The following is an 18071-nucleotide window of genomic DNA, read 5'->3' as shown; positions in this document are numbered from 1 at the left end:
ACCCCGCTCCGCCGCCCCGCCCCCATCGACAGTGTTTTCTACCCCCACGGGATCTGGGCCCCCGGGGTGAAACTGATGCGCAAGCTGGCTTTCAGCGCCAAAGCCAGCCTGATCTGCGCGATGTTCCTGATCCCCTTGGTCTGGTTGACCTGGAGCTTCTACAGCGCCAAGAGCGAGGTGGTGCGCTTTGCCGAGCGCGAGCGCCTGGGCGTGCGCTACAACCAGACCCTGTTCCCGCTGTTGGCCCTGGCCCAACAACTGCGCCGCGACAGCGCGGGTGCCGCGCTCACCGGCCAGCCGGCCACCGGGCAGGACGACCTGCAACGCCAGTTGAAAGCCGCCCAGGGGGCGCTCGAGCAAGTCCACCGCGCCGTGGGGGCCGAACTGGGGGTGCAAGAAGCCTTCGCCCAGGTGCAGACCCGGTGGCAGGCCACCAGCACGGTGCGTGGCGCCGCCGAGTTGTTTCAGGCCCACACGGCGCACATCGACGCCATCAATGCCTTGCTGGGCCAGGTGACCGACAGCTCCAACCTGACGCTGGACCCGGACCTGGACTCGTACTACCTGATGGACGCGGTGTACTTCCGCTTGCCCGACCTCAATGAGGGGGTGTCGCGGCTGCGCAGCCTGGGGGTGACCGCGCTGCGCCAGGCCGAGGCGGGCCAGAACAACAGCGAGCTCTTGCACGCCGTGGCCGATGTGTTGCCGCTGGCCGAATACCAGTGGCGCAACCTGCGCGATGGCCTGGCCAAGGCCCAGTCCCAGAACCCGGCCCTGCGCGCCCGCCTGGACGCCGAGGCCGTGCTGCGCGACAGCGAAGCGTTCCTGAAGCAAACCCGCCAGGGCGTGCTGCACAGCAGCGACGCCAGCGCCGCGCGCCAGAGCGCCTACGTCGTGGCCAGTCAGCAGGCCGTGCAAGCCCAGTACGCGCTGGCCGAGCGCCTGAACAAGGCCCTGGACGCCCTGCTGGCCCAACGCGTGGCCAACACCCGCGCCGACATGGTGCAAACCGCCGTGATCCTGGCCGTGGGCCTGCTGCTGGCCGCGTACTTTTTCTACACCTTTTTCCTGGTCACCCGTGGGGGCCTGCAACTGATCAGCGAGCACCTGCGCGAGATGGCCACCGGCAACCTGCGCCGTGGCCCCTCCCAGCCCTGGGGCCGGGACGAACCCGCGCGCGTCATCACCGACCTGCGCCAGGCCTATGAATCACTGGTGGCGCTGATCCGCAGCGTGGCCCATTCCTCGCAGGCCCTGAACCACGCGGCCCACGAGATCGCCGCCGCCAGCGACGCCCTGGCCGAACGCACCCATGCGTCGGCAGCCTCGCTGGAAGAACAGGCCGCCGCGATGGAGCAAATTGGCGCCACCGTGGCCCACTCGGCGGCCCAGGCCCAGGCGGCCGCACAGCAGTCGGGCCACAACGCGCAATTGGCGACCCGCGGCGGCGAGACCGTGAACGACGTCAGCCACACCATGGGCGAGATCCACGCGGCCTCGCTGCGCATCAGCGACATCATTGGCGTGATCGACGGCATCGCCTTCCAGACCAACATCCTGGCGCTGAACGCGGCGGTCGAAGCCGCCCGGGCCGGCGAGTCCGGCCGCGGCTTTGCCGTGGTCGCGGGCGAGGTCCGGCAACTGGCCAAGCGCAGCGCCGACGCCGCCCGCGAGATCAAGGGCCTGATCACCGGCAGCAACGAACGCATCGACGCGGGCACCCAGGTGGTGCAAGGCGCGGGCCACACCATGCAGCAACTGGTGCAGCAGGCCCAGCAGATCAACCAGTTGCTGCATGACATTGCCCAGGCCGCGCGTGAGCAGGCCAACGGCGTCGAGCAAGTGGGGCACGCGGTGCAGGACCTGGACCGCGACACCCAGCAGAACGCGGCCCTGGTGGAGAAGACCTCCTCGGCGGCACACCAGCTGGAAGCGATGTCACGCGAACTCAGTGAGGCCATCGAGGGTTTCCAGCTGCCTTGAAACAGCGCACCAAAAAGCGGACAGAAACCGCAACTTTTGGCACAAACCCAGGCCAGGGCCGCCGATTTCAGCACGCGCAGTCAACACCGACACGCGCGAGGTGCATACTGGCTTCTTTCGGAGCAGGATGGCAGCGATGACGGAAGCGACGACGATTTACCAGCACGAGAACTACGAACTGCGCTGCAGTGCCAAAGCGCTGGACAGCGGCGAGTTTGTGCCCTTGCTGGTGATCACCAAACAAGTCTGGCCCACGCGCTCGCGCGACATCGCCGTGCGCCGGGGCGACTATACCAGCGCCGAAGCGGCCATTGCCGCGGCCCACGCCCAGGGCCTGGAGTGGATCGCCAACTACGGTTGACGGCCACCGGCGGGCCAGCCCACCGGCTGGCTGGAGGGCACGCCACCACCCCGCAGTGCGGTGGCGCTGGGCGGGCGGTACCGGTCTGGCCAGCGGGACCTGGCCGGACCGCCCCCAACGCGGGGCACCTCAGGCCTGGGCGGCCAAAGGGTCCGGCAGGGGCACGCCGCACACCGGTCCGGCGGGCGCGTTGTGCGGCCAGTCGCGCTCGTTCTTGGCCTGCGCCACCGCCATGTCGCGCGGCAGCGTCACCCCGTTCTTCACGGCCAGGATCTCGGCCATCACGCTGACCGCGATCTCAGGCGGCGTCTTGCTGCCGATGTAGATGCCAATCGGACCGCGCAGGCGCGCCAGGCTGGCCTCGGTCTGGTCAAAGTGCTCGATCATGCGCGCGCGCCGCGCCTCGTTGTTGCGCCGCGAACCAATGCCGCCAACGTAGAACGCCTCGCTCTCCAGCGCTTCCAGCAGGGCCAGGTCATCGAGTTTGGGGTCGTGCGTGAGGGCCACCACGCAGCTGCGCCGGTCGGGCTTGAAGGCCCGCACCACGTCATCGGGCATGTCACTGACCACCCGGGCCCCGGCGACGCTCCAGGCCCCACGGTACTCCTCACGCGGGTCGCACACGGTGACCGCAAAACCACTGAACAAGGCCATGGTGGCCAGGTACTCGGCCAGTTGGCCTGCACCGATCAGCAGCATGCGGTACTCGGGGCCGAAGGTGTTGCAGAGGTGTTCGGTGTCCAGGCTGAGCTCGGTTGGGGCCTCGGCCACACTGAGGCTGACCTGCCCGTCGGCCAGTCGCACGCGGCGCTGCACCAACTGACCGGCCTCCAGCCGGGCGATCAGCGCCTGCAGGGCGTCCGGGGCCGGGTCGAACTCCAACAGCAGCTCCAGCGTGCCACCACAGGGCAGCCCGAAGCGGTGCGCTTCGTCGGCGCTGATGCCGTACTTGACCAGGGACGGCGGGCCACTGGGCAGGCTGTGGGCATGGCGCGCTTCGCCGGCTGGCCCCGCGTAGGCGCGGGTGTGGCGGTCGATCAAGTCGTCCTCGATGCAGCCGCCCGACACCGACCCCACCACCGAGCCCTGCTCGTTGAGCGCCATGATGGAGCCCACCGGCCGGGGCGACGAGCCCCAGGTGCGCACCACCGTCACCAGCATGGCGCGCAGCCCCGCCGCACGCCATTCGTGCAGCTTGCGCAGCACCACCACATCCAGGTTTTCCATCGTTCACCTCGTTCACAGGCGCCGCGGTCGGCCTCAGCCTCCCGCGCGCCATTGCACGCTCAGCTCAAATACAGCAGCAGGCCGGCCAACACGGCCGCGCCCGCCACCCACGCCCACACGGGCACCCCCGAGCCGGCGGACGGCGCCGCCCCGCCAGCCCCCGCCGTCGTGGGGGCTGCGCCTGCCGCGGCTGCGCCCTCGGCGGGCGCGGCTTCGGCCTCAGCCGCCACCACGTCGGGGGCGGCTTCGGGCGCCGGGTAACGGCGCTGCATCTCGTCGTCAAAGCGCTTGAAGAAATCTTCGGCCATGCCCTTGGCGGCCCCGTCGATCAAACGCTGGCCCAACTGGGCGATCTTCCCGCCCACCTGCGCCTGCACCGAATAAGCCAGCTCGCAGCCGCCGGCCTGCGGGCTGAGCTTGACCTGGGCCTGGCCCTTGCCAAAGCCGGCCACTCCGCCCTGGCCGTCGAAAGCAATGGTGTAGCTCTCGGGCGGGACGATGTCGCTGAGCGTGATCTTGCCGCTGAATTTGGCGGACACCGGGCCGATTTTCAAGGCCATGCCCACCGCGTACTGCTGCTCGCCGGTGGGCTCGACCTTGTCACAGCCGGGGATGCAGAGCTTGAGGACTTCGGGGTCGTTGAGCGCGTCCCAGGCTTGTTGCTGGGTGATGGCCAGGAGGCGGCTGCCTTGCATTTCCATGGTGGGTTCCTCGGGAAGGGCTGGATTGAAACGGAAAAATCAAAAATCGGTCAGCGGCGCAGCACAGCAGCCAGACTGCTGGCAAGGTCTTCCAGCCGGCTCAGGTTGTGCACGGCCAGCATGCCATGCGCGTGGGCGTGCAGCTGCACGGCCCCGCGAGCCAGCGGTGCGTAGCCCTCGAAGCGCAGCAAGGGGTTGAGCCAGAGCAGGCGCCCACAGTGGCGGCGCAGCCAGGCCAGTTCCTGCCCCAGCGCCTCGGGCTCGCCAGTGTCCAGGCCATCGCTGATCAACAGCACCAGGGTGCGGCGCCCCACCAGGCGGCGCGCGTGGCGCTGGCGCAGCTGGGCCAGGGATTCGCCCAGGCGGGTGCCGCCCGCGAAGTCGCGCAGGGTGTCGCTGGCCTGGGCCAGCATGGCATCGGTGTCGGCCAGCCGGAACGCGGGGGTCAGGTCGCTCAGGGCGGTGCCAAAGGCAAACACATCGCGCCGCGGCAAGCGCCGCGTGGCCGCGTGCAAAAAGGCCAGCAGCAAGCGGGCGTATCGCTCCATGGAGCCCGACACATCGACCAACACCAGCAGCGGCAGGGGCTGCAGGCGCCGGCTCAGGCGCGGCAGCTGCACCAACTCGCCCCCGGTGCGCGCGGCGCCCTGCATGACCCCGGGCCAGTGCAGGCGCGGCCCCTGGGGCCCGGGTCGGCTGCGTCGGCTCGCAAAGCGCGGCAGGGGCAGCGCCACATCGCGCGCCAAGCGCTCCACCAACTGGTATTCGCGGCCCGACAGCGCATTGAAGTCAGCCTGCTTGAGGCGCTGCAACGTGCTGGCGGTCATGGCCGCATCGAGCTCGATGGGCTGGTCGGCGCTGGGTGGCGCGCTCAGCGGCGGTGGCTTGGGGGGCGACAGCGCCTCGTTGACGCGCGGGCGTCGGCGCGAGGCCTCAGCGCGGCCCTGGGCGGTGGGCAGCATCTGCGCGAGCAGCTTGTGCGCCATGTCGGGGTCGCGGAAATAAGCGTCGAACAGCTCGTCAAACAAGGCCCGGTCGGCGGCCCGGCTGGTCAGCACGCAGGCCAGGGCGGCGCGCAGGTCCTCGCGCTGGCCCAGGTCCACCCGTGTGGCGGCGTCGGCGGCCAGGGCCATGCGCGAGGCGTCCATCGGCACGCCCGCGCGGCGCAGGGCGCGGCCGAAGCCGCTCAGGTTGTCGAGCAGTTTGCCGTGGCGGGCATCGCCCAGGCGGGGCAGGCTCATGGGCGCGGCCTCTCAGCCCGCTTCGGGCTGCAGCAGGGTGCCCGCCAGCTCGGGCGTCAGGGCGGCCACGTCTTCACGCTGCTTGAACAGGATGCCCGCGGTGTCGGACACCACCTCGGGGTCGAGCACCAGGGTGTCCAGTGCGACCAGGGCGCGCGCCCACTCCACGCTCTCGGCGATGCCGGGCGCCCGCTGAAAAGCGTTGGCGAACGGCGCACTGCGCAGGCGCGCGACAAAGGCCGCCACCTGCTCGGCCAGGGCCTGGCTGGCCAGGGGCACCTGGGCCCGCACGATGGCGAGTTCGCGTTCGCGCTCGGGGTAGTCGAGCCACTGGTACAGGCAGCGGCGTTTGACCGCATCGTGCAGGTCGCGCGTGCGGTTGCTGGTCAGCAAGGTCACCGGTTTGTGCTGGGCGCGCACCGGGCCGAGCTCAGGGATGCTGACCTGGTACTCGCCCAGGTACTCGAGCAAAAAGGCCTCGAAGGGCTCATCGGCACGGTCGACCTCGTCGATCAGCAGCACAGCCCCCGGCGCCGGCGCCTGCAGGGCCTGCAGCAGCGGTCGACGGATCAGGTAGCGGTCCTGGTAGACCTCGCGCTCCAACTCGCCCGCCAGCGCGCCCGAGCGGCCTTCGGCGGCGCGCAGGTGCAGCAGCTGGGCGGCGTAGTTCCACTCGTACAGCGCCTCGCGCTGCTCCAGGCCGTCGTAGCACTGCAGGCGGATCAGGTCACGCTGCAGCACCGCCGACAAGGCCTTGGCCAGCTCGGTCTTGCCGACCCCGGGCTCCCCTTCCAGCAGCAGCGGCCGCTGCAGTTGCAGGGCCAGGAAGACCGAGGTCGAGAGACGGCGGTCTGCCAGGTAGCCGACCCCCGCCAGGGCCTGTTGAAGCGCGTCGATGGAAGCAAACAAGGCTGGAGGTTCTCCGGGGTCAGGGCCTCAGGCCAGCAACTGGGCCACCGCACGCTGCGTTTGCACGCTGATGAGGTTGGCGCGGTAGGCGGCCGAGGCGTGGATGTCGGTGTTGAGGTCGCTGGGGTCTATTTTGACCGCCGCGGCCGCCTCCGGCGTGAAACTCTGGTTGAGCGCGGCTTCGAGCCCGGCGTGGCGGAACACGGCGCTCGCCGCGCCGGTGATGGCGACCCGCACCCCGGCGTCGGTCTGGGACAGGAACACCCCCACCAGCGAGAAGCGCGAGGCGGCCTGCTTGAACTTCAGGTAGGCCGCGCGCCGCGGGATGGGAAAGCGCACCGCGGTGATGATCTCGCCGTCTTCGAGGGCCGTGGTGTACATGCCCAGGAAGAAGTCGTCGGCCGCGATCTCGCGGCGGTCGGTGATGACCGTGGCCCCCAGGCCCAGCAGCGCACTGGGGTAGCAGGCGGCCGGGTCGTTGTTGGCCACCGAGCCGCCCAGCGTGCCGCGCGCCCGCACCTGGCGGTCGCCAATGTGCGCGGCCAGGTCCGCGAGCGCGGGAATGGCGGCTTGCAGTTCGGCGTGGGCGGCCACGTCCATGTGGCGGGTCATGGCGCCGATGACAAAGCTGTTGCCTTCGCGGCGGATGCCGCTCAGGCCGGCCACCTGGTTCAGGTCGACCACCTGCTCGGGCGCCGACAGGCGCAGTTTCATCGAGGGCAGCAGGCTCTGCCCACCGGCCAGCAGCTTGCCGCCGGCCTGGGCCAGGGCGGCCGCAGCGGCCACAGTGCTGGGGGCTTCAAAAGTGAATGCGTACATGGTTCGTCTCCTGGAAGGGGGCGGTTCAGGCGCGGGCCTGCTGGATGGCGGCCCAGACACGGGCCGGCGAGGCCGGCATGTCGAGGTCTTTCACGCCCAGCGGCTTGAGCGCGTCGAGCACGGCGTTGATGACCGCCGGGGGCGAGCCGATGGCGCCGGCTTCGCCGCAGCCCTTGGTGCCCAGGGGGTTGTGGGTGCAGGGCGTGCAGACATGACCCAGCTTGAACTCGGGGAAGTCGTCGGCACGCGGCATGGCGTAGTCCATGAAGCTGCCGGTCAGCAACTGGCCGGTCTCGCGGTCGTAGACACAGTTCTCGATCAGGGCCTGGCCAATGCCTTGCACCAGCCCGCCATGCACCTGGCCTTCGACGATCATCGGGTTGATGATGGTGCCAAAGTCGTCCACCGCCGAGAAGCGGTCCACCTTGACCACGCCGGTGGCCGGGTCGACCTCGACCTCGCAGATGTAGGTGCCTGCCGGGAAGGTGAAGTTGGTCGGGTCGTAGAACGCGGTCTCGTTGAGGCCGGGCTCGAGCTTGTCGAGCGGGTAGTTGTGCGGCACGTAGGCGGTCAGCGCGACCTGGCCGAAGGTCACCTTCTTGTCGGTGCCACGCACGGTGAACTCGCCGTTGGCAAAGTCGATGTCGGCGTCGCTGGCCTCCATGAGGTGGGCCGCGATCTTCTTGGCCTTGGTCTCGATCTTGTCGAGCGCCTTCATGATGGCCGCGCCACCGACCGAGATCGAGCGCGAGCCATAGGTGCCCATGCCAAAGGGCACGCGACCGGTGTCACCGTGCACCACATCCACCTGGTCGGGCGTCAGGCCCAGGCGTGCCGCCACCACCTGCGCGAAGGTGGTTTCGTGGCCCTGGCCGTGGCTGTGTGAGCCGGTGAACACGGTCACGCTGCCGGTGGGATGGACACGCACCTCGCCACACTCGAACAAGCCGGCGCGCGCGCCCAGCGCCCCGGCGATGTTGGACGGCGCAATGCCACAGGCCTCGATGTAGCTGCTGTAGCCGATGCCGCGCAGCAGGCCCTTGGCGGCGCTGGCGGTCTTGCGTGCCTCGAAGCCGGCCGCGTCGGCCAGCTGCTCGGCCTGGGCCAGGCAGGCCGGGTAGTCGCCGATGTCGTACTGCAGCGCCACCGGGGTCTGGTAGGGGAAGGTGGTGATGAAGTTGCGCCGGCGGATCTCGGCCTGGCTCAGGCCCAGCTCCCAGGCGCAACGGCTGACCAGGCGCTCCAGCAGGTAGGTGGCCTCGGGGCGGCCGGCCCCGCGGTAGGCATCGACCGGCGCCGTGTTGGTGAACCAGGCGTCGACCTCGACATAGACCTGCGGCGTGGTGTACTGGCCCGCCAGCAGCGTGGCGTACAGGATGGTGGGCACCGCGCTGGCGAAGGTGCTGAGGTAGGCGCCCAGGTTGGCATCGGTGTGCACGCGCATGGCCAGGAACTTGCCGTTGGCGTCCATCGCCATCTCGGCGTGGCTCACGTGGTCGCGCCCGTGGGCGTCGGACAAGAACGCCTCGCTGCGGTCGGCCACCCACTTGATGTTGCGGTTGAGCTTCTTGGAGGCCCAGGTCAGGCAGACGTCCTCGGCGTAGAGGTAGATCTTGGAGCCGAAGCCGCCGCCGACGTCGGGGGCGATCACGCGCACCTTGTGCTCGGGCAGCCCCATCACAAAGGCCGTCATCAGCAGGCGCTCGACGTGCGGGTTCTGGTTGGACACGTACAGCGTGTATTCATCGTTGGCGCGGCTGTAGGAGCCAATCGCCGCGCGCGGCTCCATGGCATTGGGCACCAGGCGGTTGTTGATCAGGTCCAGCTTGGTGATGTGGGCCGCTTGGGCGAACACCGAGTCCACCGCGCCCTTGTCGCCGATGGCCCATTTGAAGCAGTGGTTGTCGGGGGCGATGTCGTGCAGCGGCGCGCGCGCCGTGGCCGCGTCGCGCACATCGACCACGGCGTCCAACACGTCGTAGTCCACCGCCACCAACTCGGCCGCGTCACGCGCCTGTTGCAGGGTTTCGGCCACCACCATGGCAACATGGTCGCCCACGTAGCGCACCTTGCCCTGGGCCAGGATGGGGTGTGGCGGCTCTTTCATCGGCTGGCCGTCGGTGCTGGTGATGAGCCAGCCGCAGGGCAGACCGTTGATGTTGTCGGCCGCCACCTGGCTGCCCACAAACACGTCGAGCACGCCGGGCGCGGCCTTGGCCGCCGCGGTGTCGATGCTGTTGATGCGGGCGTGGGCGTGCGGCGAGCGCACAAACACCGCATGCGCCTGGGCGGCGAGCACCACGTCGTCGGTGTACTGACCGGCACCGGTCAGGAAGCGGTAGTCTTCCTTGCGCCGCACGGCAGCGCCGATGTGGGGAAGGTTGGCGAAATCAGAGGCACCCATGTCTTTGTCTCCTGCTGTTCTGGAACCGGGGCACAGGGCCCCACAAGAAGCGAACCTGCGAAAGCGGACTCAGCGCGCGCCGGCCGCCATGGCCTCGCGCCCCTGCACCACGGCCTTGACGATGTTCTGGTAACCGGTGCAGCGGCACAGGTTGCCCTCGAGCTGTTCGCGGATCTCGGTGTCGCTGGCCTGGGGGTGCTGCTGACACAGGTCCAGCGCACTCATCACCATGCCCGGCGTGCAGAAGCCGCATTGCAGGCCGTGGCATTCCTTGAAGGCGGCCTGCATCGGGTGCATGGTGCCGTCGGCGGCGGCCACCCCTTCGATGGTGGTCACCTCGGCGCCCTGGGCCTGAGCCGCCAGCACCGAGCAGGACTTGACCGCCCGGCCATTGAGCAGCACGGTGCAGGCGCCGCACTGGCTGGTGTCGCAGCCCACGTGGGTGCCGGTCAGTTGCAGGGATTCCCGCAGCAACTGGACCAGCAGGGTGTTGGGGGGGATGTCAACGCTGGTGGCGCGGCCATTGACTTTGAGTTGAACCTGCATGGACGGACTCCTTGAGGAAGGGATCAAACAACAGCCGCCATCTTTTTCGGAGCCCGCCCCCACCGCGTCTAGGCAAAACCCTAGGGTGATTGCGCTGGGCGCGGGATATTCTCAAAATGAGACGCTGCCCCAGCCGAGCGGCCGCCCAACGGCTGCTGTGTTCGTCCACAAGGGCGAGACACCCGCGCCACGGGGCCCCACGATCTGCCAGCCCCACCGATCCCAAGCCCACCGATCCCAAGCCCACAGCACCCGATGCACACCGCCACCCCGTCCCCAGCCCACGATGAGCGCCAGGCCCTGATCCGCCAGGCACGTGCCGTCTGGCTCGACGAAGCCGCCACAGGCCCGGCGGCGCCAGCGCTCGGGGGGGCGACAGCCGCGCTGGAGCCCTGGATCACCCGCTCCTGGCAACGCTGCCTGGCCGCCGGCCGCCAACCCAGCGACAAGATCGACTTCGACCCCCTGCACGCGACCCGGCAACGCCAGGTGCGGGAGGACAACCAGGCCCTGATCGACGCGGCCCGACCGGTGCTGGCCCAGCTGACCCGCACCATTGCGGGCACCCGCTACTTCAGCCTGCTGACCAATGCCCAGGGCGTGGTGGTCGAAGTCCAGGGCCCGGTCGAGGCCCGCAGCCCCGCAGCCCCCCTGGCCCGCGTCGGGGTGGACCTGTCCGAGCGCGCCGTGGGCACCACCGCGATCGGAGCCGCGCTGACCGAGCTGCAACCCGTCTGGCTGCACCAGGGCGAGCACTTCTTCCACGAGAACCGCATCTACAGCTGCGCAGGCGCCCCGGTGTTCGGGCCGGAGGGCGACTGCGTCGGCATGCTGGACCTGACGGGGGTCGAGGTCCCCGAGCGCCCCGAGCTGCGGCACCTGGCGGCCCGCGCGGCCCGCCACATCGAAGACGCGCTGACCCTGCAACGCCCCTGGCAACTGCTGTTGCGCCTGAACTGGCCCGGCACCCCGATGGTCGACGGCGCGCCCAACGAATCCGATGGCCTGTTGTGCCTGGATGCCGACGGCCTGGTGTTGGGCAGCAATGGAGCCGCGCGCCAGATGCTGCCGCAGCCGCTGCGGCCGACGGGGCAGCGCCTGCACGCCAGCGACCTGTTCGCCCTGCCCTGGGGCCTGCTGTTTGACCACGCCCAACGCGAGGCCCCCGCACAGGACCTGCCCCTGTGGTCGGGCCTGCGGGTGCAGACCCTGGCCCGCCTGCGCCAGCACCACGCCCCCAGTGCGCCCGCCGCCCCCCCACCAGCCACCTTGCCCGGGGCACACGGCCTCAAGGACCTCGAAGCCAAGCTGATCCGGCAAGCGGTGGACGATGCCCGGGGCAATGTGGCCGAGGCCGCCCAGCGCCTGGGCATCAGCCGCGCCACGGTCTACCGCAAGCTGGCGACCCGCGGCGGGCCGGCGCGCTGACGACGCCCCACCGCCACCGCCGGGCCGCAGACCGCGCCCCGCCCCGACACCAGGCAGGCCTCAAGCCCCCAGTGCCAGCACCACCGCCGACGCGTGCAGCACCGCCCGGGCCAGCCGCCCCCGCCGCAGCGAGACCCCGGGGGCCGTGAAGCCCACCCACTGCAAGCCCCCCGGCAGCGCCAGCACCACCTCTTGCGCCTCGCCCGCACGTGCCACGCGCAAGACCTGTCCCACCAGGCCGCTGAGCCCATCGGCCTCGTCGGCCGGTGTGTCGGGCCCCGGCTCGGGCCGTGCGGTGGCCTCGTGCGCCGCGTCGCCGCCCGGCCCCTGAGGGGCCTCCAGGCCGGTGTCGGCCGCGCTGTGGCGCACGCCCCCCAACGCCTCGCCCGACACGGCCTCGATGCGCACGGCTGTGGCTTTGCACAGGGCCTGCACGGCCAGGCCGGTTTGCAAGCCCAGCAGCTCGGCACTCTCGCGCGTCAGGCGGGACGACAGGGTGAGACCGCCCGCCAGACCCAGGGTCACATCGACCAGCGCGCCAACCCGGCGCAGCCCCAGCACCTGGGCCGGCACCTGGTTGCGCATGCTGGTGCGCAAGCCCAGGGCGGCCAGGCCCACGGGGGCGGTCGGGGCCACGCCGGCGGTGCTCGGCGCACCCTCGCCAAACGGGGGCAGGCGGGCCAGCACGGTCTGGCGGGCCTGGTCCAGGGCCTCGGCCGCCTGCAGCAGCCACAGGCCTGCGTCGGTGACGCGGGCGCCCCCGCCCCCGGCCCCGCCCACCGCCCGCTGCACCAGCTCGACGCCGGCCAGGTTGCTCAGGGTGTCCAGCGCTTGCCAGGCGGCCTTGTAACTGACCCCGGCCTCGCGGGCGGCCTGCGAAATGCTGCCGCTGCGGGCGATGCCGCGCAGAATGTCCAGGCGCTTGTCACTCGCGGCATGGCCCAGCGCCTGGGCCCACTGCGGCGCTGGGGCAGCGGCTGGTGCAGCATCCGCCGCCGTGGCCGAGGCCGAGGCCGTCAGCGCCACGGTGGCACGGGCTCGGGCGGCGCTCATGCGCGCGCCCCACCGGGTTGACCCACTGGGCTGCGCACGCCGGGATTCGGCAGGACAAAGGCACACGACATCGAACAATCTCCCCCAAGAAACCAGCCACAGACCACCCGCCGAGGCGGCAGCCCCAAGCACTGCGACACGGCCCCGATTTTGCGCTGCCGCCGCAGGTCGCGCGGCAAATCAGCACCAAACCAGCGCAGCAGCCTGCAACGGCCTGCCCCCAGCCCAGCGGGAGCCCAGCCTCACGCAGGCCTGGTGAGGCGACTGCGCCCGCGGCCCGCGGCCAGCAAGACGCGGCACGCCTCGCCCAGCCCACCCGACCGACCCCGACCCCGACCCCAACCCCAACCGATGATTGAACCCAGCGGCCGCGGCCCCGGGACGCCCCCACGAGCGCGCCAGAACCGCTACACTGCGCGGCAGCTTCGCTATTCATTTTCAGAATAACGTCCACCCCTCGCCCGGGTGGGCATGCCCCAGCGTCTACCCGCCATGCTCGATGTCCTGACCCCGCTCTGGCTGACCCTCAAGGTCGCCGGTCTGGCCACCCTGGCGGCCGGCCTGCTGGGCCTGGCGCTGGCCTGGTGGATGGCGCACCGCCGCTTTGCAGGCCACGCCCTCTTGGACGCGGTGCTGATGCTGCCCATGGTGCTGCCCCCCACGGTGCTGGGCTATTACCTGATCGTGCTGGTGGGGCGCAACGGCTGGCTGGGGCAGTACCTGGACCGTTGGCTGGGCATCAACCTGATGTTCACCTGGCAAGGCGCGGTGCTGGCGGCCACCGTGGTGGCGCTGCCCTTGATCTACAAGGGCGCGCGCGCCGCCTTCGAAGAAACCGACCCGCGCCTGGCCCAGGCCGCCCGCACCCTCGGGGCGGGGGAGTGGGAAGTGTTCCTGCGCGTGACCCTGCCCCTGGCACTGCGCGGCATCGGCGCGGGCCTGATGCTGACTTTCGCGCGGGCCATGGGCGAGTTTGGCGCCACCTTGATGATCGCAGGCAATCTGCCGGGCAAGACCCAGACCCTGTCGATTGCCGTCTACGACGCGGTGCAGGCTGGCCACGACGCCCAGGCGCTGTGGCTCACGGGCGTGATCTCGGCCGTCTGTGTGGCGGTGCTGTGGGCCTCAGGCCGCCTGCTGCAGGCCCGGCATTGAGGGGCCTGCCCCCCAACGCCCACCCATCGCTCCCCCCTCCACGGTCCAGCCAGCACGCCGTCACCCCACCTCCAGCGCCAACGCCGACGCCCCCCAGTCCTCCAGCCCCCCGATTCCCCACTTGCCCATGCCCTCCATGCCCCCGCTGCCCTCCCCCCACACGCTACCGGACGCGCCGCCCCCCGTGCTGGCGGTGGACCTGAAGCTGCGGGCACAGGCCCCGGGGCGGCAGTTCACCCTCGACGTGGCGTTTGACTCCCACCAGTTGCGCACGGCGCTGCTGGGGCCGTCGGGGGTGGGCAAGTCGATGACGCTGCAGGCGCTGGCGGGGCTCAGCGCGCCGGGGCAGGTCACAGGCCACGCCCGGGTACAGGGCCAGGCGCTGTTTGACAGTGCACTGGGCCTGAACCTGCCGGCACGCGACCGGGGGGTGGGCATGGTGTTTCAGGACTACGCCCTGTTCCCGCACCTGAACGTGCAGCAAAACGTGGGCTTTGGCTTGCAGCGCCTGGGCCAGCGCGCGTCCCCGCAAGCCGCCGAGCGGGTGCGCGCCTTGCTGGCCCGCTTTGACCTCGAGGCGCTGGCCCAGGCCTCGCCACGCCAGTTGTCGGGCGGGCAACGGCAACGCGTGGCGCTGGCCCGTGCGCTGGCGGTGGAGCCCCGCTTGCTGTTGCTCGACGAACCCCTGTCGGCGCTGGACACCGAGCTGCGGGAACGCCTGCGTGATGAACTGCAGGCCTTGCTGGAGCAGGTGCGGATTCCGGTCTTGCTGGTGACGCACGACCCGCAGGACGTGGCGCAGCTCGCCCAAACCGTGGTGCGCCTGCGCCCCGGCGAAGCACCCCAGGTCAGCGACGTGGCGCGCCCGGCTTGAGGCGCGGCCCCGCCCGGGGCGCGACGCCCGTCAAAGCGCGCAGGAACGGAAGCCGACAAAGTCCGCATCGTCCCCGGGCAAGGCAAACCAGCGCCAGGCCGGGTCACTGAGGCGGGCCCGGTGGGCCGGCGAGTGCCCGCGCCGCACCCGCGCCTGCCCCATGAGGGGCCAGGCGTAATCGGCCCAGGGCCCGCTTCGGGCGCCCGGCCAGGGGTGCAGGCGCGACGCCGTCCACTCGACCACGCCACCGTGGCGGAAACCGCGGCGCGACAGGGTGCGGGCGGCCAGGTCCCATTCGGCCTCGTCGGGCAGCCGGCGCCCGGCCCAACGGCACCAGGCATCGGCCTCCCACCAGCTCAGCTGAGTCACCGGGTGCAGGCCGGACAGGCGGATGGACTGGCCAAAGCGCTGCAGCAGCACGGCACCGCTGCCGCCTTGGCGGGCCACCCCCAGGCTCAGGACCTGGCGCGGGGCTTGACGGCGGGCCGGCGGCTGCGCCTGCAACCAGGCCCAGCCCTCGGGCTGCCAGCATTCGGGGCGCTCGTAGCCACCGTCGTCGACAAACTCGATGTACTGGGCCCAGCTCACGGGCTGGGCATCGATCTCGAACTCGGGCAAGGCCAGGGTCAACTCGCCCGGCGGGCCTTCGGGGCTGAAAGCGGCCACGCGCTGCGACAAGGTCCAACGCGTGGCGGGCAGGCTCAGGGGTTCACGCGGGCTCATCGGCTCGGGCCAGGGCAGGTCCAGCCGCACCCCCTGGTGCTGCGCCAGCTGCACCAGCTGCGCGCCAATCAAGTCCTCGCGGAACAGGGCCAGCCGGAAGAAGTACAACGAAGCATCGTCGGCGGGCAGGCGGTCCAGCAGCTCGAGGGTGGACTCCAGGGTGTCCAGCATCCAGGACCGCACCGCCGCGGGCTCGGGCAGAGTGGCCTGGGCCGCTGGACTGGCACGGCGCCAGGCGGGGTCCCACAGGCGGTCGGCCGAGGCATCGAGTGATGGCAGGCGCAGCGGGTCTGGCGGGCACAGCACACCCAGGCTGCGCCGGGTGTTGCGGCCGATCCAGTACTCGGCGAACCAGGCCGCGTGGCCGGCCAGCCACAGCGGCGTCGGCGCCCCGGCGTCGGGCGCCAGCGCCGGCCCCCGGCCGGTCTCTGCCGCCTCCGCCGCGGCCTCGAAGCGCGCCAGCAGGCTCAAGGTGTGGTTGCGTGCGTCCATCAGGCCCAGCGACAACATCGGCCCACCGGCCGACCACAGGGCGGGTGAATCCAGCGTGGACGAGGGGTTCAGGGCACTGTCAGACATGGTGCAGAGCGGCGCAAGGGGGCTGCGGGGCCAGCATGAGGTCAGAGGAAATAGAACGCCAAGGCGGCCACCGCGGTCGGCGGCAAGGCCCCCAGCAGCAGGCCCCCGGCCCCGATGGCCCCGCCGTCAAAACCCTGGCGCAGCAAGGCCACCCCGGCGGGGTTGGGCGCGTTGGCGATCACCGTCAGCCCGCCGCCGGTGACGGCCCCCGCCACCAGCATGTACTTGGACACGTCCGAAATGCCCTGGATCAGCGAGCCCAGGTAGGTCAGCGCCGCGTTGTCGGTGATGGCCGTCAGCGCCAGCGCGCCCAGGAACAGCGCGGTGGGCGGCAGGTCGGCCACCAGGGGTTGCAACCACCATTGCTGCAGCCCGCCCAGCACCACCAGGCCAGCCAGGAAGAAACCGACCAACAGGCCTTCCTTGATGATCAGTGGGGACTGAAAACGGCTGTAAGCCTGGGTGTAGCCCAGGAACATCATGAACAGGCCCATGAATATCACCGGGTGGTGCGCCATCAGCACCACCCCGGCCAGGAACGCCACGTGCACCGCGGTGACCACCCAGGGCACCGCCGGGGGCGCATCGGCGCTGGGCGGGGCGGAGGGCACGGTCTGCAGCGAACCCCGGATGAACCAGGTCAGCACCGTGGCATTGACCAGCACCGCACAGGCGGCCTTCCAGCCGAAGTGCTGCAGCATGAAAGCCGAATCCCATTGCCAGGCCGAGGCCACCATCAGCACCGGGGGCGCCGCGTACGAGGTCAGCGTGCCGCCGATCGACACGTTGACAAACAACACCCCCAGGGCGGCGTACTTGTGGCGCTCCGGCACGCTGGCACGGAACACGGTGCCGGCCAGTGTCAGCGCGGCAATCGTCATGGCGGCCGGCTCGGTGATCAGCGAGCCCAACAGGGGCACACCGGCCAGCACCAGCCAGGCCTCGGCCACGGGCTGACGCCAGGGCAGCAGGCGCGCCAGGCCCCGCAAGGCCATCGACACCGCCTCCAGCACCGGGCGCGAGGCGGCCACCACCATGACCGCGAACACAAACAAAGGTTCGGTGTACTGGCGCGACTCGGCGTAAGTGACCGCCGCCGCTGGCCCCTGCAACACCGCCATCAGGCCGAGCAGCACAAAGGCCCAGAAGCCGAACACCACCTCCACCTCGCCCAGCAGGTGCAGCAAACCCGCATGGCGCGGGCTGTGGTGGGCCAGACGCTCCAGCGCGCTGGCGGCAAAGGTGTGGATCAGGGCGATGGCGAAGACCGCAGCGGCCAGCCATTGAAGGGCTTCTGAAGACAAAGAGGCTCCTGTGTGTGGGCACAAACGGGCGTGCGTCGGGTTGAGAGGGAGGGCATCGGCACCTCGGACCCGCCACAGCCGGCGACCCTAGGGGAAACCCGCAATCAGATAGTCAGGCTTTTTTCAGTGAGGGCGCAGTACCATTCGCAGCCTTGCAGCCGCTGCAAAGGCGTCTTGCCGTCACTGTGCAAACGCCTCCAACACCAAGACTGGAGACACCGCGTGTCAATCTTACTCAAACTCTCTGCGCTCGTGGACGGACTCAGTGTGCGCTTGTCGTACGCCGCCGCCGTCACGGTGCTGCTGGCCGCTCTGATCTCGGCTGGCAACGCCTTCATCCGTTATGGCTTCGACATCAGCTCCAACGGCTGGCTTGAAATCCAGTGGTACCTCTTCGCGGCCACCGTGATGCTGGGGGCCCCCGCGGTGCTCAAGTTCAACGAGCACGTTCGCGTCGACATCATCTACGGCAAGCTGCGTGGCAAGGGCCCGGTGTGGGTCGACCTGTTCGGTCTGGTGGTGTTCCTGCTGCCGGTGATGGGCCTGCTGGCCTACCTGAGCTGGCCGCTGTTCATGAAGATGTACCTGACCAACGAAATGTCGGGCAACGCCGGGGGCCTGATCCGATGGCCCGCCATGCTGCTGTTGCCGGCCGGCTTTGGCCTGATGTTCCTGCAAGGGGTGTCGGAAATCATCAAGCGCGTCGCCTTCCTGACGGGTGACCTGGAACTCAACCTCCAATACGAAAAACCGGTGCAGTGAGC

16 protein-coding genes are annotated in these 18071 nt (G+C 70.3%); 6 read left to right on the top strand and 10 right to left on the bottom strand.

The genetic code is table 11. The features are described 5' to 3' along the window. Window positions 1-75: 75 nt before the first annotated feature. Entirely contained in the window at window positions 76-1983 is a 1908-nt protein-coding gene (locus tag PSQ40_RS19570) for a methyl-accepting chemotaxis protein (protein ID WP_273953568.1), read from the top strand. Window positions 1984-2119: 136 nt separating this feature from the next. Then, window positions 2120-2344, top strand: coding sequence for a hypothetical protein (locus PSQ40_RS19565; RefSeq protein ID WP_273953567.1), 225 nt, complete (start codon window positions 2120-2122; stop codon window positions 2342-2344). 129 nt (window positions 2345-2473) lie between these two features. Here PSQ40_RS19565 and PSQ40_RS19560 read toward each other — a convergent pair whose 3' ends face one another. From PSQ40_RS19560 to PSQ40_RS19530, 7 genes are all read right to left on the bottom strand, one after another. Beyond that, window positions 2474-3571: an XdhC family protein gene (locus PSQ40_RS19560; protein WP_273953566.1), complete on the bottom strand. Its 1098-nt coding sequence runs from the start codon at window positions 3569-3571 to the stop codon at window positions 2474-2476. Window positions 3572-3630: 59 nt separating this feature from the next. Next, window positions 3631-4272 carry a CoxG family protein gene (locus PSQ40_RS19555; protein ID WP_273953565.1) on the bottom strand — a complete coding sequence of 214 codons (642 nt, stop codon included), beginning with the start codon at window positions 4270-4272 and terminating at the stop codon, window positions 3631-3633. Between the two features lie 50 nt (window positions 4273-4322). Next, window positions 4323-5513, bottom strand: a complete 1191-nt coding sequence (locus PSQ40_RS19550) for a vWA domain-containing protein (RefSeq protein WP_273953564.1) — start codon at window positions 5511-5513, stop codon at window positions 4323-4325. A gap of 12 nt (window positions 5514-5525) precedes the next feature. After that, complete coding sequence (locus PSQ40_RS19545; RefSeq protein ID WP_273953563.1) at window positions 5526-6422, bottom strand: AAA family ATPase; 897 nt, start codon at window positions 6420-6422, stop codon at window positions 5526-5528. Between the two features lie 27 nt (window positions 6423-6449). Then, entirely contained in the window at window positions 6450-7241 is a 792-nt protein-coding gene (locus PSQ40_RS19540; RefSeq protein ID WP_273953562.1) for an FAD binding domain-containing protein, read from the bottom strand. 25 nt (window positions 7242-7266) lie between these two features. Next, on the bottom strand, window positions 7267-9645 hold the full coding sequence (locus PSQ40_RS19535) for a xanthine dehydrogenase family protein molybdopterin-binding subunit (protein ID WP_273953561.1): 2379 nt from the start codon (window positions 9643-9645) through the stop codon (window positions 7267-7269). Window positions 9646-9714: 69 nt separating this feature from the next. Then, on the bottom strand, window positions 9715-10191 hold the full coding sequence (locus PSQ40_RS19530) for a (2Fe-2S)-binding protein (protein WP_273953560.1): 477 nt from the start codon (window positions 10189-10191) through the stop codon (window positions 9715-9717). 255 nt (window positions 10192-10446) lie between these two features. Here PSQ40_RS19530 and PSQ40_RS19525 point away from each other — a divergent pair, with 255 nt between their 5' ends. Next, window positions 10447-11619, top strand: a complete 1173-nt coding sequence (locus PSQ40_RS19525) for a helix-turn-helix domain-containing protein (RefSeq protein ID WP_273953559.1) — start codon at window positions 10447-10449, stop codon at window positions 11617-11619. Between the two features lie 60 nt (window positions 11620-11679). Here the strand turns inward: PSQ40_RS19525 and PSQ40_RS19520 are convergent, their stop codons facing one another. Continuing rightward, window positions 11680-12672, bottom strand: coding sequence for a TOBE domain-containing protein (locus PSQ40_RS19520; RefSeq protein ID WP_273953558.1), 993 nt, complete (start codon window positions 12670-12672; stop codon window positions 11680-11682). A gap of 492 nt (window positions 12673-13164) precedes the next feature. Here PSQ40_RS19520 and modB point away from each other — a divergent pair, with 492 nt between their 5' ends. Both modB and PSQ40_RS19510 read left to right on the top strand, forming a co-directional pair. Continuing rightward, a complete protein-coding gene (modB, locus tag PSQ40_RS19515) occupies window positions 13165-13827 on the top strand; it encodes a molybdate ABC transporter permease subunit (RefSeq protein ID WP_273953557.1) in 663 nt (220 codons plus the stop codon). 127 nt (window positions 13828-13954) lie between these two features. Continuing rightward, a complete protein-coding gene (locus PSQ40_RS19510; RefSeq protein ID WP_273953556.1) occupies window positions 13955-14701 on the top strand; it encodes an ABC transporter ATP-binding protein in 747 nt (248 codons plus the stop codon). A 30-nt stretch (window positions 14702-14731) separates the two neighbouring features. On the opposite strand, the gene PSQ40_RS19505 is transcribed toward PSQ40_RS19510, so the two are convergent. Then, window positions 14732-16003, bottom strand: a complete 1272-nt coding sequence (locus PSQ40_RS19505; RefSeq protein ID WP_273953555.1) for an SUMF1/EgtB/PvdO family nonheme iron enzyme — start codon at window positions 16001-16003, stop codon at window positions 14732-14734. A gap of 41 nt (window positions 16004-16044) precedes the next feature. Continuing rightward, on the bottom strand, window positions 16045-17307 hold the full coding sequence (locus PSQ40_RS19500) for a putative Na+/H+ antiporter (RefSeq protein ID WP_273953554.1): 1263 nt from the start codon (window positions 17305-17307) through the stop codon (window positions 16045-16047). A gap of 222 nt (window positions 17308-17529) precedes the next feature. Here PSQ40_RS19500 and PSQ40_RS19495 point away from each other — a divergent pair, with 222 nt between their 5' ends. Then, the gene (locus tag PSQ40_RS19495; RefSeq protein ID WP_273953553.1) at window positions 17530-18069 is read left to right on the top strand and encodes a TRAP transporter small permease subunit; all 540 of its coding nucleotides are present in this window, start codon (window positions 17530-17532) and stop codon (window positions 18067-18069) included. Window positions 18070-18071: the final 2 nt, after the last annotated feature.

Origin of the sequence: Curvibacter cyanobacteriorum, from assembly GCF_028649475.1 — a bacterium.
Taxonomy (GTDB): Bacteria; Pseudomonadota; Gammaproteobacteria; order Burkholderiales; family Burkholderiaceae_C; genus Curvibacter; species Curvibacter cyanobacteriorum.
The sequence above is the reverse complement of the archived record's forward strand: the minus strand, read 5'-3'. Positions and strand labels throughout refer to the sequence as shown.

Bases quoted from the DNA above. Each gene is read 5' to 3' on its own strand.
- PSQ40_RS19565 (WP_273953567.1), top strand. From the start codon at position 2,120: ATGACGGAAGCGACGACGATTTACCAGCACGAGAACTACGAACTGCGC.
- PSQ40_RS19570 (WP_273953568.1), top strand. From the start codon at position 76: ATGCGCAAGCTGGCTTTCAGCGCCAAAGCCAGCCTGATCTGCGCGATG.
- modB (WP_273953557.1), top strand. From the start codon at position 13,165: ATGCTCGATGTCCTGACCCCGCTCTGGCTGACCCTCAAGGTCGCCGGT.
- PSQ40_RS19540 (WP_273953562.1), bottom strand. From the start codon at position 7,241: ATGTACGCATTCACTTTTGAAGCCCCCAGCACTGTGGCCGCTGCGGCC.
- PSQ40_RS19550 (WP_273953564.1), bottom strand. From the start codon at position 5,513: ATGAGCCTGCCCCGCCTGGGCGATGCCCGCCACGGCAAACTGCTCGAC.
- PSQ40_RS19505 (WP_273953555.1), bottom strand. From the start codon at position 16,003: ATGTCTGACAGTGCCCTGAACCCCTCGTCCACGCTGGATTCACCCGCC.
- PSQ40_RS19535 (WP_273953561.1), bottom strand. From the start codon at position 9,645: ATGGGTGCCTCTGATTTCGCCAACCTTCCCCACATCGGCGCTGCCGTG.
- PSQ40_RS19510 (WP_273953556.1), top strand. From the start codon at position 13,955: ATGCCCTCCATGCCCCCGCTGCCCTCCCCCCACACGCTACCGGACGCG.
- PSQ40_RS19525 (WP_273953559.1), top strand. From the start codon at position 10,447: ATGCACACCGCCACCCCGTCCCCAGCCCACGATGAGCGCCAGGCCCTG.
- PSQ40_RS19520 (WP_273953558.1), bottom strand. From the start codon at position 12,672: ATGAGCGCCGCCCGAGCCCGTGCCACCGTGGCGCTGACGGCCTCGGCC.
- PSQ40_RS19560 (WP_273953566.1), bottom strand. From the start codon at position 3,571: ATGGAAAACCTGGATGTGGTGGTGCTGCGCAAGCTGCACGAATGGCGT.
- PSQ40_RS19555 (WP_273953565.1), bottom strand. From the start codon at position 4,272: ATGGAAATGCAAGGCAGCCGCCTCCTGGCCATCACCCAGCAACAAGCC.
- PSQ40_RS19530 (WP_273953560.1), bottom strand. From the start codon at position 10,191: ATGCAGGTTCAACTCAAAGTCAATGGCCGCGCCACCAGCGTTGACATC.